Below are 16,033 nucleotides of genomic sequence, written 5' to 3'. Positions count from 1 at the left end.
GGAAAGAGGTCCATACCGCGATGGGGACGCCCGCGCCGAACGCCAATCCACCGGCGGTGCCGCTGCTCTCGGTACTCGGTGAAACCATCGCGGCGGCCCGTGCCGCGGGCCGCAACGATCTGGTCGGCCGCCTGGAAGTGGCGGCCGACCGGGTTCGTGACCCGCGCAGGCGCATCGTCGTCGCCGGACAGCTGGACCAGGGCAAGAGCCGTTTCGTCAACGCGCTGCTGAACCTGGACATCTGCCCGGTGGGCGACGACGCCACCACCACGGTGCCGATGCTGCTCGCGCACGGCGCCGAGCCGCGCGCGGAACTGGTGCTCGCGGCGCACGGTGATTCCAGCGGCGCGGAGACCAGGGTGGCGGTGCCGATCGCGGAGATCGGCGCGATCGATCAGCGTTCACCACAAGCGCAGGGGCGGCGGATCGTGCGCCTCGAGGTCCAGATTCCCAACGCGCTGCTGGCCGACGGGATCGTGCTGATCGACACCCCGGGCGTCGGCGGACACGGCAACGCCCACGCGGCGGGCGTGCTCGGAATGGTGCCCGCCGCGGACGCGGTGCTGGTGCTGTCGGACGCGTCGACCGAACTCACCGAGCCCGAACTCGCATTCCTGCGGCAGGTGCGGGAGCTGTGCCCGACGGTCGCGCTGTTGCTCACCAAGACCGACCTGTACCCGCATTGGCGGCAGGTGCACGACGCCGACCTGCACCATCTCGCGCGGGCCCGCCTCGACGTGCCGATGATCCCGGTGTCGTCGCTGCTGCGCAGCCACGCGATGCGATTGCAGGACCAGCAGCTCGGCGTCGAATCCGGCTTCGGCGTGCTCTACACATTTCTGCGCGACCAGGTCGTGGCGCGCGACCAGCTGGCCACCCGGGCCGCCGTGGCCCGCGATATCCGCTCCGCGGCGGAGCATCTCGCGCTGGCGCTGGGCAGCGAGCTGGTCGCGATCCGCGATCCGGCGCAGGGCGCGGCGGCGGTGCGCGAGCTGCAATCCGCCCGCGCCTCGGCCGAGGAACTGCACCGCAGGACCGCCGCATGGCAGCAGACGCTCGCGGATGGCATCACCGACCTGGCCGGGGACGTCGACCACGATCTGCGCGACCGTCTGCGCAACCTCGCCCGCACCACCGAGGAATGGATCGACGAGCACGACCCGGGCAGGCACTGGGACCGCATCGCCGAACACCTCACCGGCACGGTCGACACGGCCCTCGGCGACAACTTGCTGTGGACCCATTCCCGGGCTGTGCAACTCGCCGAGCGCGTCGCCGAACATTTCTCCGAACTCGGCGCCGTCGACCTGCCGGACGTGCGCCCCGGCGCCGGAACCGACTCCGGCCGCGCCCTCTCCGGCACGCTCGCCGATCTGGAACCCGACATCGGTTTCGGCAGCAAGCTGCTCGTCGGCATGCGCGGCTCCTACGGCGGTGTGCTCATGGTCGGGCTGGCCAGCACCTTCGCCGGGCTGGCCATGCTCAACCCGATCTCCATCGGCGCGGGATTGATCGTGGGCGGCAAGGCTTTCCGGGACGACAAGCAGGCCAGGCTGGCCAAGCGGCGCAACGAGGCGAAGGCGGCGGTGCGCCGCTTCGTGGACGACGTGGCGTTCCAGGCGGGCAAGGAGTCGAAGGACCGGCTGCACCGCATCCATCGCGCGTTGCGCGACCACTACGCGGGCGTCGCCGAACGCAGTCTGCGCTCGATCGACGAGTCGCTGCGGGCCGCGCAGGAGGCGGCGTCCATGGTCGCCACCAGCCGCGCCGAACGCGGTGTGCAACTGGAACAGCAGCTGCGCGTGGTCGCGGAACTGCGCCGATACGCCGATGCCATGCAGACCGCACTACCGATGGGACCCGCCGGTACGGTAGCCCCGTGAGACGTGATGGTGGCCCGGTGCCGGGAATCGTCGCCGAGGCCCATCGGCTGGTCGGCGCGGCGCAGGCGGCGCTGGCGGGCGAGCCGCGCCCGCGTGCCCTGCTGGCCGATTGTGCCCGCCGATTGGACCAGCCGTTGCGCGTCGCGCTGGCCGGTTCGATCAAGGCGGGCAAATCCACATTGCTGAATTCCCTTGTCGGACAAGACATCGCGCCCACCGACGCGACCGAGTGCACCAGGGTGGTCACCTGGTATCGGTACGGATCCACGCCCAGCGTGACGGCCTACGCCCCCGATGGCGCCCGCGCGCACGTCGTGGTCCGGCGCGGCAGCGGAACGCACGGGCTGACCTTCGATCTGGACCGGCTCAACTGGAACGCACCGGCCGCGCGCGAGGTCGACCATCTCGAGGTCGAGTGGCCCGCCGCGGCGCTCACGCAAACCACGATCATCGACACCCCCGGCACGTCCTCGCTGTCGCGCGAGGTGTCGCGGCGCACCGCGCGTCTGCTGACGCCGGGCGCGGACGACGAGCGGACCGAGCAGGGCATCGCCATCCCGGGCGCCGACGCCGTCGTGTACCTGCTGCGCAGGCTGGACGCGACGGACGTGCAGTTCCTCGAGCGCGTGGGCGCGGGAACCGCCGCGGCCAACGGCGGGCCGGGGGCGCCCGGTCCGCTCGGCATCGTCGGCGTGGTGTCGCGGGCCGACGAGATCGGGGCGGGCCGGATCGACGCGCTGCACTCGGCACGGGATGTGGCCACGCGTTTCGCCGGGGAGCTGGAACGGACGGGGCTGTGCCAGGCCGTGATCCCGGTCGCCGGGCTGCTCGCGTTCGCCGCGGCGACGCTGCGTCAGCAGGAGTTCGCGGCGTTCGAGACGCTGGCGCGGGTGCCGGTCGACGAACTGAGCGCCGCGTTGCTCTCCGCCGATCGTTTCGCGCGCGCCGACATGCCGCTCCCGGTGCCGCCGGAGCTGCGTGCGCAGCTCGCCGAGCGGTTCGGTTTGTTCGGCATTCGCATGGCGGTCACGCTGATCCGGCTCGGCGTGCGCGATTCGGCCACGCTGGCCGAGGAATTGACCAGCCGCAGCGGAGTGAACGAACTGCGCTCGGTGCTCGACGTGCAGTTCGGTCAGCGCGCCGACCAGCTCAAAGCGCATTCCGCGCTCACCGCGCTGGCCCGGGTGCTGACCGCCTACCGTGGCACCCCGGCCGATCGCCTGCTGCCCAGGGTGCGCACCTTGCTCGCGGACGTGCACGGTTTCGCCGAGCTGCGTCTGCTCGGCCGCCTGCGCACCGACGAATTGGCGCTGCCCGCCGACGATCTCGCCGAGCTGCATCGCCTCATCGGCGGCTCGGGAATCGCACCCCACCTGCGTCTGGGCCTCCCGTCCGACGCGCCGTTCCCCGCCCAGCGCGCTCAAGCGGTGGCCGCGGTCCGGAAATGGCGCGCCCGGGCGCGCCACCCCCTGGCCGACCAGTTCACCGCCACGGCCTGCCTGACCGCCGCCCGCAGTGCGGAGGGCACCTTGAGCGTGCTGCCGGAATGAGCCGCTGACCGCCGCCTCCGAAGCGCCGTGACCTGCGGGGACGGGCGCATTCCGCCGCCCGTGGGCGGTGTAGTCGCCGTGGGTCCGGGTATGCGCCTTGGTAGCGAGAGGAGGTAACGATGAGCCAAGAGGACGTCGTACACGAATTGCTCGTCCGTGCGGGCACGGGATATGCCGAGGAAGCTGGTATCACGCTCGATGACAAACCGGCCGCGCTCTTCCAGTTGCTCATGCTTTCCCAACTGCTCAGCACCCGCATTTCCGCCGATATCGCCATCGGGGCCACGCGAGAGCTGATCAGCAGCGGCTACCGGACGCCGCACCGGGTGGCCGACGCGGAGTGGCAGGAACTGGTCGACGCGCTGGGGCGGGCGAACTATCGCCGCTACGACGAGAGCACCGCCACCAGGCTGCACCACAACGCCACGCGCTTGCTCGACCGCTACCAAGGTGACCTGCGGGAACTGGCGAAGAAAGCGGGCGACGACCCCGAGCGAGCCGCGGATCTGCTCCAAGAGTTCGATGGCATCGGTCCGACCGGGGCACATATCTTCCTGCGCGAGATCCAGGACATCTGGACCTGGGTGCGGCCGCATTTCGACGAACGGGCCTTGCGCGGCGCCAAGCGCGTGCAGTTGCCGGAGGATCCCGACCGGCTGGCGCGGCTGGCGCCGGATCACCACACCGCGGAGCTCGCCGCCGCCTTGGTGCGGGTGACGCTGGACGAGAAGATCGCCGACGAAGTTCTCGCCGCCGCGCCCTGAGCGCGGGTCCTCAGATCAGGGCGGCACCGGAAGCGCGCGGATCGATCAGGATCTTCGCGTGCCGCTCCGGGTTGCCGAGGGCGGTGAAGGCGTCGGCCACGCCGTCCAGCCCGACGGTCCCGGTGATCAGCGGGCTGGGGTCGACCTTGCCATCGGCGAGCATGTGCAGGGTGTCGCGGAACTCGCCGGGGTCGTAGCCGAGCACGAAGCGCAGCTCGATCTCCTTGTTGATGGCCATCGCGGGATGGAAGCGGTCGGTTTCCATGCACACCCCGACCACCACCACGCGTGACAGCGGCGGTGCGGCCGCCAGGATCTGGTCGATGATGCCGGGCACGCCGACGCACTCGAAGATCACCGGTCCGGTCGGCCCCTTGTTCAACGTGTGGGCCAGCCGGAAGACGTACCACCACGGCAGGTTGGGGACCCGCCGCAAGCGGTCCATGGCGTCGAAGCCGAGAGCCAGTATGTCGGTGACGCCGTTGATCCGGCCCTTCTTCGGAGCGGCCGTCCAGGGCGATTCCGTCGCCGGGTCCACCACCACATCGGCGCCGCAGGCGGTGGCGAGTTCGCGCCTGCGTGGCGAGAAGTCGCTCGCGACCACGGTGCGCACCCCCGCGGCCTTCAGCATGCTGATCACCGCGAGGCCGATCGGTCCGCAGCCGATGACGAAGGCCGTCTGCCCCTTCCCGACGCGGCCTCTGCGTACCGCGTGCCAGGCCACCGCCATGGGTTCGGTCAGCGCGGCGTGTTCCGCGGACAATCCGTTGGGCACGGGCATGGTCATCGATTCCTGCACCACCACCTGCTCGGCATAGCCGCCCGGCGCCGCGGTCGACAGCCCTACCAGGTGGGGCTGCTCGCCGTGCCGGACGATCGGAAGCGCCACCACCGGTGTCCCCGCCCGCCATCTCCTGCGGCAGTCCGGGCCGTAATCGACGACCGTCCCGCTGAATTCGTGCCCGAGCACCACGCTCTGATCCGAACGCATGAAGTGCTCGTAACCCGTGGCCACGGCCAAGTCGGACAGTTCGTCGGCGTGGGTGCGGGCATGCAGGTCCGAGCCGCAGATGCCGCAGCGCGACACGTCGATCAGCAGTTGACCGGCGCCCGGCCGTGGCGTGGGCAGCTCCGCGACCTCGAACTCGGCGGCGGTGACGACGGCGGCCCTCATGGCGGCTCCTCGGATCGACGGCGCACGGGGGCCGACCCGGCCACCCGCCGTCACCCTACTGCGCGAGGCGCCCGCCGTGACTGTGCTCGGTGCACGGCGGTGGTGGGGACTCGCGGGCCGGTGGTCGTCCGGGAATTAATCGCGCGAGCCACCCGTTGAGCTTTTCGACAAGATTGAGTGTGTATGGCTCAAGTTTCGGTTGACTCCGGAACTCCGGCGAGGCAGGATTGAGCCGACCACGCTCAGTGTTGCTGGGGCCGTGCTCCGTGAGGTGCTAGGGGCGAGGTCTCGCGGCGTCCTTCATCGGACGTCGCAGGGCGGTTTTCGCCCGGCACCGACACACATTGGTACGTCAACTAGGAGGAACCACAATGGCTCGTGCGGTCGGAATCGACCTCGGGACCACGAACTCGGTCGTCGCCGTTCTCGAAGGCGGAGAACCGGTCGTCGTCGCCAACTCGGAAGGATCGCGCACTACCCCGTCGATCGTCGCGTTCGCGAAGAACGGCGAGGTGCTGGTCGGCCAGCCGGCCAAGAACCAGGCCGTCACCAACGTCGACCGCACCATTCGCTCCGTCAAGCGGCACATCGGCACCGACTGGACCGTCGAGATCGATGGCAAGAAGTACACGCCGCAGGAGATCAGCGCGCGCACGCTGATGAAGCTGAAGCGCGACGCGGAGTCCTACCTCGGTGAGGAGATCACCGACGCGGTCATCACCGTGCCCGCCTACTTCGAGGACGCCCAGCGGCAGGCCACGAAGGAAGCAGGCCAGATCGCGGGCCTGAACGTCCTGCGCATCGTCAACGAGCCCACCGCGGCGGCGTTGGCCTACGGCCTGGACAAGGGCGACAAGGAGCAGACCATCCTGGTCTTCGACCTCGGTGGCGGCACCTTCGACGTCTCGCTGCTGGAAATCGGCGAGGGCGTCGTCGAGGTCCGCGCCACCTCCGGCGACAACCACCTCGGTGGTGACGACTGGGACGAGCGGGTCGTGCAGTGGCTGGTCGACAAGTTCAAGGCCAGCTCGGGCATCGACCTGACCAAGGACAAGATGGCCATGCAGCGGCTGCGTGAGGCCGCGGAGAAGGCCAAGATCGAGCTGAGCTCCTCGCAGAGCACCTCGATCAACCTGCCCTACATCACCGTCGACGCGGACAAGAACCCGCTGTTCCTCGACGAGCAGCTGACCCGCGCCGAGTTCCAGAAGATCACCTCGGACCTGCTCGACCGCACCCGCGCGCCGTTCCAGTCCGTGATCAAGGACGCGGGCATCAAGGTGTCCGACATCGACCACGTGGTGCTCGTCGGCGGCTCCACCCGTATGCCCGCCGTCTCCGATCTGGTCAAGGAACTGACCGGCGGCAAGGAGCCCAACAAGGGCGTGAACCCGGACGAGGTCGTCGCCGTCGGCGCCGCCCTGCAGGCCGGTGTGCTCAAGGGTGAGGTCAAGGACGTCCTGCTGCTCGATGTGACCCCGCTGTCGCTGGGCATCGAGACCAAGGGCGGCGTGATGACGAAGCTCATCGAGCGCAACACCACCATCCCCACCAAGCGCTCGGAGACCTTCACCACCGCCGACGACAACCAGCCGTCGGTGCAGATCCAGGTGTTCCAGGGTGAGCGCGAGATCGCCTCGCACAACAAGCTGCTCGGCTCCTTCGAGCTGACCGGCATCCCGCCCGCCCCGCGCGGTGTGCCGCAGATCGAGGTCACCTTCGACATCGACGCCAACGGCATCGTGCACGTCACCGCGAAGGACAAGGGCACCGGCAAGGAGAACACGATCAAGATCCAGGACGGCTCCGGCTTGTCCAAGGAGGAGATCGACCGGATGGTCAAGGACGCCGAGGCGCACGCCGCCGAGGACAAGGCCCGCCGCGAGGAGGCCGAGACCCGCAACCAGGCCGAGTCGCTGGTGCACCAGACCGAGAAGTTCATCAAGGAGAACGAGGACAAGGTCCCCGCGGACGTCAAGTCCAAGGTCGAGGCGGCCATCGCCGAGGCGAACGAGGCCCTCAAGGGCACCGACATCGCGGCGGTCAAGGCGGCCGTCGAGAAGCTGGCGACCGAGTCGCAGGCCCTCGGCCAGGCCATCTACGAGGCCTCCGCCGCGGACGCCGCGGCGCAGGGCAACGGCGCGTCGAGCAGCGCGCAGGACGATGACCAGGTCGTGGATGCCGAGGTCGTGGACGAGCCGGTCGACACGGAGAAGAAGTGACCGAGGGCAACTCTGAGAAGGAGCCGATCACCTTCGTCGACAACCGGAAGATCGATCCGGAGACCGGTGAGATCAGGCAGCCGGCCGCGGACAACGGCGCCGCGGCCGCGCAGGCCCCGGAGCCGGGCAACGGTGCGGAGAACGGCAACGGCAGCGACGCGCTGGCCGACGCCATCAGCGGTGAGCTCGCCGAGCGCACCGCCGACCTGCAGCGGCTGACCGCGGAGTACGCCAACTACCGGCGCCGGGTCGAGCGCGACCGCAAGGCCACGATCGATTCCGCCAAGGCGTCGGTGGTGACCGAACTGCTCGGCGTGCTCGACGATCTCGATCGCGCGCGGGCGCACGGCGACCTCGACTCCGGTCCGCTGAAGTCGGTGGCCGACAAGCTGTCGACCGCGCTGCACAAGCAGGGCCTCGAGGAGTTCGGTTCGGAGGGTGAGCCCTTCGATCCGACCCTGCACGAGGCCGTGCAGCACGAGGGCTCCGGCCACGATCCGGTGATCGGCATTGTGATGCGCAAAGGCTATCGCTTCGGCGATAGGGTGCTTCGGCACGCGCTCGTCGGGGTAACCGACGGCGTGGCCGATCTGACGGAAAACGCCGAACAGCCGACCGAAGAGGCATCGGATGATGATGCCGGCGCGAACGATCAATGATGCGAGAGGAGGAGATGCTCGGTGAGCCAACGGGAGTGGATCGAAAAGGACTTCTACAAGGAGCTGGGTGTTTCCTCCAGCGCCTCGCAGGACGAGATCAAGAAGGCCTATCGCAAGCTCGCGCGTGACTTGCATCCGGACGCCAACCCCGGTGACAACAAAGCCGAGGAGCGGTTCAAGACCGTCAGCGAGGCGCACGCGGTGCTGTCGGATCCGGCCAAGCGCAAGGAGTACGACGACACTCGCAAGCTCTTCGCGGGTGGCGGCTACGGTCGCGGTGGGTTCGGATCCGCTGCGGGGGGCGGCTTCTCGCAGGAGTTCAACATCGGGGACATCTTCGGCGGCGGCGGCGCCGGCGACGGTGGCCTCGGTGACCTGCTCGGCGGTCTGTTCAACCGGGGCGGCGGCACGCGGACGTCATCGAGCCGTCCCCGCCGCGGCTCCGACGTGGAGACCGAGACGACGCTCGGTTTCCGGGAGGCGGCCCAGGGTGTCACGGTTCCACTGCGGATGACCAGCCCGTCGCCGTGCACCACGTGTCACGGCAGCGGCGCGAAACCGGGCACGAGCCCGCGGGTCTGCCCGATCTGCAACGGAACCGGCATCGTCAGCCGCAACCAGGGCGCGTTCGGCTTCAGCGAGCCCTGCGACGAGTGCCGGGGCAGCGGATCGATCATCGACGATCCGTGCGTCGACTGCCACGGCAGCGGCATCCAGAACCGCACGCGCACGATCACGGTGCGGATTCCTCCTGGAGTCGGTGACGGGCAACGGATCCGGCTGGCCGGTCAAGGCGAGGCGGGACTGCGCGGGGCGCCCTCGGGCGACCTCTATGTCACCGTCCACGTCAGCCAGGACAAGGTCTTCGGCCGCAACGGCGACGACCTGACCCTGGTGCTGCCGGTCAGTTACAGTGAATTGGTGCTCGGCACCACGGTTTCGGTGCCCACCCTGGAAGGCCGGGTCGGCGTCAAGGTGCCTCCGGGTACCGCCGACGGCCGCACCCTGCGGGTACGCGGTCGTGGTGTGCCCAAGCGCGGCGGCGGCGCGGGTGACCTGCTGGTGACGGTGAAGGTCGCGGTCCCGCAGAAGCTGGACCGCGAGGCCGTCGAGGCGCTCGAGCGCTACCAGGAGGCGGAGCGGGCCGGTGGCTTCGATCCACGTGCGGGATGGGCAGGTGCGTGATGTCCTCGGAACCGAAGAACGCGTCCGGCGGGTCGCGGGCCGAGTTCTTCATGATCTCGGTGGCGGCCCAGCTGGCCGGCATGCACGCGCAGACACTGCGCACGTATGACCGTCTGGGACTGGTCACGCCGCAACGTACTTCGGGCGGCGGTCGGCGCTACTCGGCCCGGGACGTGGAGCTGCTGCGCGAGGTGCAGCGGTTGTCCCAGGACGAGGGCGTCAACCTCGCGGGCATCAAGCGCATCATCGAGCTGACCAATCAGGTGGAGGAGCTGCGGCAGCAGGTCGCGGAACTGTCGGCCGAGCTGGAGCGAACGCGGGCCGGATACCGTCCCGACCTCGCCCCGCAACGCAGTACCGCGCTGGTGGTCTGGCAGCCACGGCACCGTCGCGAGGACGGTCAGCGCAGACGATAACCGGCACGACCACGGCCCCGGCCTCGATCGCACATCGCGATCCGACGCCGGGGCCTTCGTCGTTTCACCGCTGCTACCACCGATAATTTGCTGAGAATAAACCAGAACATGTTCGACGGAAGTCGTGCGGCGGAGTTCCTTTCGTTGTCGAATCAACTGGGCATTTCCACCATAGATATGTTTACGGAACCGGTGCCGTTTGCCCGATTCGGTCCTGTCCCGAGGGTCTCCATGTTGCCCCGATGTCGCTAGAACAGACCAATCGGGACGAAATCGACCAAGTGTCACTTAACTTTTCGGTGTGCGTATGACCGATTTCGCGTCAGATCTACGGTCTTGCAGTCGGTTTCTCTGGCGTGTCTCGCTGAATATCCTGGTTTCGACGAAATTACACGCGTGATGTTCCTTCGAAAGATTCCGTTGCTGGCAAACCTCGCCTACACTCCTTTCCGTCGGCTGCTGTCGAGTGGCCCCGCAGCACCTCACTCGCCGGCAAGGTTCGTGAACGAGTGCGAAATGGGGTTGTGACATCAATGGATTCACGCGCTGTCGCTTTGATCAGAACAACTTTCAAGGCGGTTGCTGCGGAGGATGGGGGGCCGGAGAAACTGGCGAGATCGTTCTACGCGATCTTGTTCACCGATTACCCGCACGTCCGCGATTTCTTTCCCGCCGCGATGGACTCCCAGCGCGATCGCCTGGTCAAGGCGATCTCCTACGCGCTGGACCGGTTGGAAGAGCCCGACAAGCTACTGCCCTTCCTCGCCCAACTCGGCAGGGATCACCGCAAATACGGCGTGCAGCCCGCGCACTACGCCGCCGTATCCACCGCCCTGAAGACCGCCGTCAAGGTGTTCGCAGGGACCGAGATGTGGACCGACGAGGTCGACCGGGCCTGGGACGAGGGCCTGAAGATCATCGCCGACACCATGATCGGCGCGGCGGAGAAGGAGACCACGCCGTCGGCGTGGACCGGCACGGTGATCGAGCGCCGCGAGGTGCTACGCAACCTCGTCGTCGTCCGGCTGCAACTGGACCAGCCGATGCGCTACGCCGCGGGTCAGTACCTGAGCGTGCAGATCCCCTCGCGGCCGCGCATGTGGCGCTATCTCTCGCCCGCCGTGCCCGCGAACACCAATGGTGAGATCGAGTTCCACGTCCGCAGTGTGCTGGGCGGCTGGGTCAGCTCGGCCATCGTCGGCCAGACCGTCGTCGGCGACCAGTGGCTGCTCGGCTCACCGCTCGGCGGCCTCGGCGTTCCGCGCAACACCAAACGCAAGATGCTGATGATCGGCTGCGGCACCGGAATCGCGCCGCTGCGCGCCCAGCTGATGTCGATGGCGATGCGGCGGACCAATCCGAAGGTGCATCTGTTCGTCGGCGGGCACCACCCGTGCGACCTCTACGACCTGGAGACGTTGAGCAAGCTGGCGATGGCCAACCGCTGGCTCACCGTCACGCCGGTGAGCGAACACGACGAAAACCCCTGGTGGTACGCGGAACCCGACGAGCCGCGCACCACCTGGCCCGGCCTGGAACCCCGCGTGACCGGCCAGATCGGCAAGGTCGTCGCGAGCTTCGGCGCCTGGTCCGACCGCGATGTTCAGATCGTCGGTTCACCGTCGATGGTGCAGACCACCAAGTTCCGCCTCATGGCAGCGGGAACCCTGGCGAAAAACATCCGCCACGACCCGCTGTACTGAATTGTTTTTCCAGCGCCTGCGGCGCTGGGTGTTCGCGGCCCCTTCATGGCTCGCGAACGGCGCATGCTCGGTCTCGCTTCGCTCGAAACCGGGAGTTGAGCTGATGTGGTCGCGTGGGGTGGTGCTGGTGGCTCTCGGTGCGAATGCTGTGTCGGGTTCTACCTCTGCGGCGCTGGAGGCTCGACCCTTGTGCCGCTCGAGAAAGACATGGTTGGCCCGATGTCGTTGCAATGGGCCTTCTTCCGCCGCGCGCGGTGTGCTGGTTCGGACGGTCGGCGGTAGAGGTCAGAGCCCCTCGAATTGGATGCGCTCCGGGGGTGTTCCGGTTTCCAGGAGGCGGTCGACCGTGGTCTGGACCATGGCGGGGGAGCCGCAGACCAGCACTTGGTGCTCGCGGAAGGCGCCGTGGGAGCCGAGGACTTCGGCGAGTGTGCCGTAGAGCAGGTCGTCGGGTGAGAAGCCGATGTCGACACGGGACTGCTCGTACCACTCGTCGACCCAGTGCGGGTCCTCCAGGCTTTCCACCACGGGAATGACAGTGAGCCAGGGCAATTCGGCGGCGAGCAGGAAGAGCATGTCCGAGGCGTACAGGTCGCGGGGGGAGCGCCCGCCGACGAAGAGGTAGGTCGGCGGCGGGGAAGGCTTGCGCGCCAGTTCCAGGATCTGCGCGCGCATCGGCGCCAATCCCGTGCCGCCGGCGATCATGACCACCTCGTCGCCGTCCGGGTCGACCCAGAACCCGCCTGCCGGAGCGCCGATTCGCCACTCGTCGCCCGGCTGCGTGTCGGCGACGATGGCGGCGCTGCACCAGCCGCCCGGCACCGTGCGCACGTGGAACTCCAGCTTGCCGTCCAGGGAGGGCGGCAGCGCGGGGGAGAACCTGCGGCGCACGCCGGGGTGCTGCGGAACTCGCACCTCGACCGATTGCCCGGCGGCGAACGGAACGAACTCGCCGATCAGGCGGATCACCGCGAGATCGTGCCGGAGCCGATGATGGCCGACCACGGTCGAGGTCCACTCCGGCGCTTCATGACCGTTACCGAGCATGCTCGGATCCCCCAACGGGGCCTCCTTCGTTACACAGGGTCGCAGCTGATGTTCTGCTCCGGCGTGCCGACCGCGATGAGCGCGCGCTGGGTATCCGCGATCATCCGGGCCGATCCGGCGATCTGGATCTGGCGGTCCGCCCACGCGCCGAAGCTCGCGACGACGGCGCCTAGATTACCGATCAGGCGCCGGTGCATGCCGTACGGTGCGTCCTGCGGCGGATGCGGGTACCACCACGGATTGGTCTTCTGCTCGCACACCGGCACGATGGTCAGCCACGGGTTGCTCTGCGAGAGCTGCCACATGTTCTCCACGTCGTACAGATCGCAGGGATAGCGGCCCCCGATGAAGAAGTGCACGCGCGGATTGATGCCGCGCTGGCCCATCTCGATCAGCTGGGCGCGCAGCGGCGCGATGCCGGTGCCCGCGCCGATCATGAGCACGTCGCGGCCGCTGTCCCGGTCGACGTGCAGTCCGCCGAGCGGGCCCGCGATCCGCCAGCGGTCGCCGACCCTGGTCTCGTTGACGATCGCGGGGCTCACCCAGCCCCCGCGGATCTTGCGCACGTGGAACTCGATCTCGCCGTACGGGTTGGACGGGATGGCCGGGGAGAAATAGCGCCACATCTTCGGCCGCTGCGGGATCGTGACCGGCACGTACTGTCCGGCCTGGTAGGGCACCGGCCCGTCGGATTGCAGCCGCACGATGGCCAGGTCCTCCAGCACACGGCGATGGCCGACCACGGTCGCCTCCCACACCGGCTGCGACTTGTCGGAGTTGGCGCCGATGGCCATGGACGCGGAGATCAGGATGGTGATGTCGCGCCAGCCCTCCTCCAGGCTCCGGTTCCAGGCCGCGCCGTTGTAGGCACGGAACGCCGCGAGCAGCGCGCGGCCCGCCACGTCGTAGTGCGCCGCCTCGACGCCGTACTTGCGATGGTCGCGGGCGAGTTGCTCCAGGAATTTCTGCGCCCGGTCCCAGTCCTCCAGGTGATCGAGCACGTACTGGATGGCCGTGGCGATGCGCTTGGCCTGCATCTCCATGGCGGGCGGGAACAATTCGCGCAGCCGGGGATTCTCGGCGAACAAATGTCCGTAGAACGCACTGACCAACCGCTCGGGTCCATTCGGTGACTCGATCACCGAACGAAAATTGGCGCGGACCAGCGCAGCCGAACGCGCATCCACGACGTGGAGCTTCCTTTCCCTCAGTTCTGCCCGGGGACATACCCGTTACCGGCGGTCTCCCGCCGACAAGTATCCCCGAAAATGCCGTGGTCGTGTGGGTATAGGCATACCTTCGCCTTCGCTCCGGCCGGGTACGGGCTGGAGACGAACTACCTCCGGCCGCGACCGTCGGTGCCGGGAGACCCGGCCAAACGGTAATCGGTGGGCAAACGGCGGATGTGGCTGACCCTTCGGTAACCGGAGCCACGGACGGACGGCGCCGCGGCTTCGCGGCCCGTCGCCGCCGAGCAGACGCCGGTCACGACCCGGCGCCGGCCCGAACCGCGGGCACGACCTGCTCGGTATAACGCCGGATCTGCTCGACCGGTTCCCCCTCGGTGGGCCAGAAGACGAATCCGTCGATCCGCTGGTCATGGTGCAGAACCAGAAGATCGTCGACCCATCGCGCGACCGGACCCTCCAGGAAGCCGCGGTCGGTTCCGTCCGCGGTGATGGTCCCGGACACGTTCAACACCCGTCGCACCGCCAGCGGGTCCCGGTCCGCCGCGGCGGCGGCGTCATCGATCCGCCTGCCCGCGTCGGCGAGGAACTCCGGCGGCGCCCACGCGGCCGACGGCACCCAGCCGTCGGCGGCGCGTCCGGTGAGCTCGAGCATGCGCGGGCCCCGCGCGCCGAGCCAGATGCCGGGATCGTGCCTCGGGCGGGGACCGGGATGCGCGCCCGCGAGGGAGTAGAAGGATCCGGGCACCCGGACCGATCGCGCGTCGCTCCACAGGGCGCGGATGACCGTGATCGCCTCGCCGAGCGCGCGCACCGCTTCGCCACCGGTTCTGCGCGGTCCGCCCATCCCGGCCACAGCGTCCCAGAACGCGCCCGCGCCGAGGCCGAGCTGGATCCGGCCGTCGCTGATGATGTCGAGCGAAGCCACCGATTTCGCGAGCAGCGCGGGGTGGCGCAGCGGCAGGTTCGCCACGTCCGGGAAGAAGGTGATCCGCTCGGTCCGCGTGACCAGAGCGGTGATCAGGGTCCAGGTGTCCAGGAAACGGCGCTGGTATGGGTGGTCCTGGATGCCGATCAGGTCGAGCCCGGATACGTCGGCGTACACACTCAGCTCGGCGAGCCTGCGGAAATCCTCGGCCTCCGGGATCAGGAACAGGCCGAATTGGGGCACTCGGGTGTTCAGCGCACACCTCCGGGGTCTGGCGGGAGGCCGGCCCGGCGGGCCGGTACGGCTCAGATGGCCAGCACGGTCTTGCCGCGTGCGCCGGGCGCTCCGATGACCGCGGGTCCCTCCGCGAGCGGGACGGTGGCGTCGATCGGCACGACCACGTCACCCGCGGCGACGCGTTGGATCAGCCTGGCCAACTCCGGCGCTTTGCCTTGGGATTCGATGTTGCCGCCCTTGATCGACCGCGCGCGCAACGCGTCCTCGTCGGCGGCGAAGGTGGTGGAGTAGACCGTGCCGCCGTCGCGGACCAGCGTGGTCAGTTCTGCGAGCGCCTCGGGCGGGCTCACCAGGTCGAACAGCACGTCGATGCCGTCCGGATGCGCGGCGGCGACCTGCTCGCGCACCGGGGCCGCGGAGTAGTCCACCGTCTCGGCCGCGCCCAGCCGGGTCATCTGATCGGCGGAATCGCCGCGCGCCGTCGCGATGACGTGCGCGCCCGCGATATTGGCCAGTTGCACCAGGAAGGAGCCGACGCCGCCGGTCGCGCCCACGATCAGCACGGTCTGGCCGGGCTTGATGTGCGTGGCGTCCACGAGATCCTGCGCGGTGACCCCGGCGGTCGGCAGCGCGGCGGCCGCGACGGTCGGAACGCCGGGCGGGATCGGCACCAGCGTGCCGCCCTCCGGGAGCACCGCGTACTCGGCGAAGCTGCCGTGGCCCACCGGCGGCGTGAGGAACTTGCCGACCACCCGGTCCCCGACGGCGAAGCGGCTGACGCCCGCGCCGATCGTGGCGACGGTGCCCGCCCCGTCCACCCCGAGGATCATCGGGAAGTCGTGGGGCAGTCTGCCGTCCAGGATCCCGGAGGCCACTTTCCGGTCGAAGGGGTTCACCCCGGCCGCCTGGAGTTGGACCCGCACGGCTCCGGGTCCGGGTTCGGGCATCGGCATCTCGGCCAGTTCCGGCGTCGCTCCGAACTTCCGTACCACGATCGCGCGCATCCATTCGCTCCTTGATTCGGGGTGAAGAGTGATGCAACAAGTGACGGCCGAGGTCATCGTAGGCATCCGAACCC

13 protein-coding genes are annotated in these 16,033 nt (G+C 68.9%); 8 read left to right on the top strand and 5 right to left on the bottom strand.

The window, feature by feature from the left end; all coding sequences use genetic code 11:
• Positions 1-20 precede the first annotated feature (20 nt).
• The 3 genes from ON29_RS27670 (at position 21) to ON29_RS27660 (ending at position 4,197) form a co-directional block, all read left to right on the top strand.
• The gene (locus tag ON29_RS27670; RefSeq protein ID WP_040870771.1) at positions 21-1,883 is read left to right on the top strand and encodes a dynamin family protein; all 1,863 of its coding nucleotides are present in this window, start codon (positions 21-23) and stop codon (positions 1,881-1,883) included.
• On the top strand, positions 1,880-3,433 hold the full coding sequence (locus ON29_RS27665; protein ID WP_245549129.1) for a dynamin family protein: 1,554 nt from the start codon (positions 1,880-1,882) through the stop codon (positions 3,431-3,433). Before ON29_RS27670 ends, ON29_RS27665 begins: the two co-directional genes overlap by 4 nt.
• Before the next feature lie 119 nt (positions 3,434-3,552).
• Positions 3,553-4,197 (top strand): HhH-GDP family DNA glycosylase, encoded by a 645-nt coding sequence (locus ON29_RS27660; protein WP_040870768.1) that lies wholly within the window; start codon positions 3,553-3,555, stop codon positions 4,195-4,197.
• Positions 4,198-4,207: 10 nt separating this feature from the next.
• On the opposite strand, the gene ON29_RS27655 is transcribed toward ON29_RS27660, so the two are convergent.
• Positions 4,208-5,371: a zinc-binding dehydrogenase gene (locus ON29_RS27655; RefSeq protein ID WP_040870767.1), complete on the bottom strand. Its 1,164-nt coding sequence runs from the start codon at positions 5,369-5,371 to the stop codon at positions 4,208-4,210.
• A 371-nt stretch (positions 5,372-5,742) separates the two neighbouring features.
• Between ON29_RS27655 and dnaK the strand changes: the two genes are divergently transcribed.
• The 5 genes from dnaK (at position 5,743) to ON29_RS27630 (ending at position 11,556) form a co-directional block, all read left to right on the top strand.
• Positions 5,743-7,593 (top strand): molecular chaperone DnaK, encoded by a 1,851-nt coding sequence (gene dnaK, locus ON29_RS27650; protein WP_040870766.1) that lies wholly within the window; start codon positions 5,743-5,745, stop codon positions 7,591-7,593.
• Entirely contained in the window at positions 7,590-8,252 is a 663-nt protein-coding gene (gene grpE / locus ON29_RS27645) for a nucleotide exchange factor GrpE (RefSeq protein ID WP_040870764.1), read from the top strand. The genes dnaK and grpE overlap by 4 nt, the downstream gene beginning before the upstream one ends.
• A gap of 21 nt (positions 8,253-8,273) precedes the next feature.
• Positions 8,274-9,437, top strand: a complete 1,164-nt coding sequence (gene dnaJ, locus ON29_RS27640) for a molecular chaperone DnaJ (protein WP_040870762.1) — start codon at positions 8,274-8,276, stop codon at positions 9,435-9,437.
• Positions 9,437-9,853, top strand: coding sequence for a heat shock protein transcriptional repressor HspR (locus ON29_RS27635; protein WP_040870761.1), 417 nt, complete (start codon positions 9,437-9,439; stop codon positions 9,851-9,853). Before dnaJ ends, ON29_RS27635 begins: the two co-directional genes overlap by 1 nt.
• 533 nt (positions 9,854-10,386) lie before the next feature.
• Entirely contained in the window at positions 10,387-11,556 is a 1,170-nt protein-coding gene (locus ON29_RS27630) for a globin domain-containing protein (protein ID WP_040870760.1), read from the top strand.
• Between the two features lie 285 nt (positions 11,557-11,841).
• On the opposite strand, the gene ON29_RS27625 is transcribed toward ON29_RS27630, so the two are convergent.
• From ON29_RS27625 to ON29_RS27610, 4 genes are all read right to left on the bottom strand, one after another.
• Positions 11,842-12,603, bottom strand: coding sequence for an FAD-binding oxidoreductase (locus ON29_RS27625; protein ID WP_040870758.1), 762 nt, complete (start codon positions 12,601-12,603; stop codon positions 11,842-11,844).
• Between the two features lie 29 nt (positions 12,604-12,632).
• On the bottom strand, positions 12,633-13,790 hold the full coding sequence (locus tag ON29_RS27620; protein ID WP_040870757.1) for a globin domain-containing protein: 1,158 nt from the start codon (positions 13,788-13,790) through the stop codon (positions 12,633-12,635).
• A gap of 298 nt (positions 13,791-14,088) precedes the next feature.
• Positions 14,089-14,961 carry an LLM class flavin-dependent oxidoreductase gene (locus tag ON29_RS27615; RefSeq protein WP_217999306.1) on the bottom strand — a complete coding sequence of 291 codons (873 nt, stop codon included), beginning with the start codon at positions 14,959-14,961 and terminating at the stop codon, positions 14,089-14,091.
• 62 nt (positions 14,962-15,023) lie between these two features.
• On the bottom strand, positions 15,024-15,959 hold the full coding sequence (locus ON29_RS27610; protein WP_040870754.1) for an NADP-dependent oxidoreductase: 936 nt from the start codon (positions 15,957-15,959) through the stop codon (positions 15,024-15,026).
• Positions 15,960-16,033 lie beyond the last annotated feature (74 nt).

The organism is Nocardia exalbida NBRC 100660 (genome assembly GCF_000308575.1).
Lineage (GTDB): Bacteria > Actinomycetota > Actinomycetes > Mycobacteriales > Mycobacteriaceae > Nocardia > Nocardia exalbida.
Note: the sequence above shows the minus strand (reverse complement) of the source record. Positions and strands in the feature narration are given on the sequence as shown.

Coding starts and splice junctions, on each gene's coding strand:
- ON29_RS27670 (WP_040870771.1), top strand. CDS start 21: ATGGGGACGCCCGCGCCGAACGCCAATCCACCGGCGGTGCCGCTGCTC.
- ON29_RS27660 (WP_040870768.1), top strand. CDS start 3,553: ATGAGCCAAGAGGACGTCGTACACGAATTGCTCGTCCGTGCGGGCACG.
- ON29_RS27655 (WP_040870767.1), bottom strand. CDS start 5,371: ATGAGGGCCGCCGTCGTCACCGCCGCCGAGTTCGAGGTCGCGGAGCTG.
- dnaK (WP_040870766.1), top strand. CDS start 5,743: ATGGCTCGTGCGGTCGGAATCGACCTCGGGACCACGAACTCGGTCGTC.
- ON29_RS27635 (WP_040870761.1), top strand. CDS start 9,437: ATGTCCTCGGAACCGAAGAACGCGTCCGGCGGGTCGCGGGCCGAGTTC.
- ON29_RS27630 (WP_040870760.1), top strand. CDS start 10,387: ATGGATTCACGCGCTGTCGCTTTGATCAGAACAACTTTCAAGGCGGTT.
- ON29_RS27625 (WP_040870758.1), bottom strand. CDS start 12,603: ATGCTCGGTAACGGTCATGAAGCGCCGGAGTGGACCTCGACCGTGGTC.
- ON29_RS27610 (WP_040870754.1), bottom strand. CDS start 15,959: ATGCGCGCGATCGTGGTACGGAAGTTCGGAGCGACGCCGGAACTGGCC.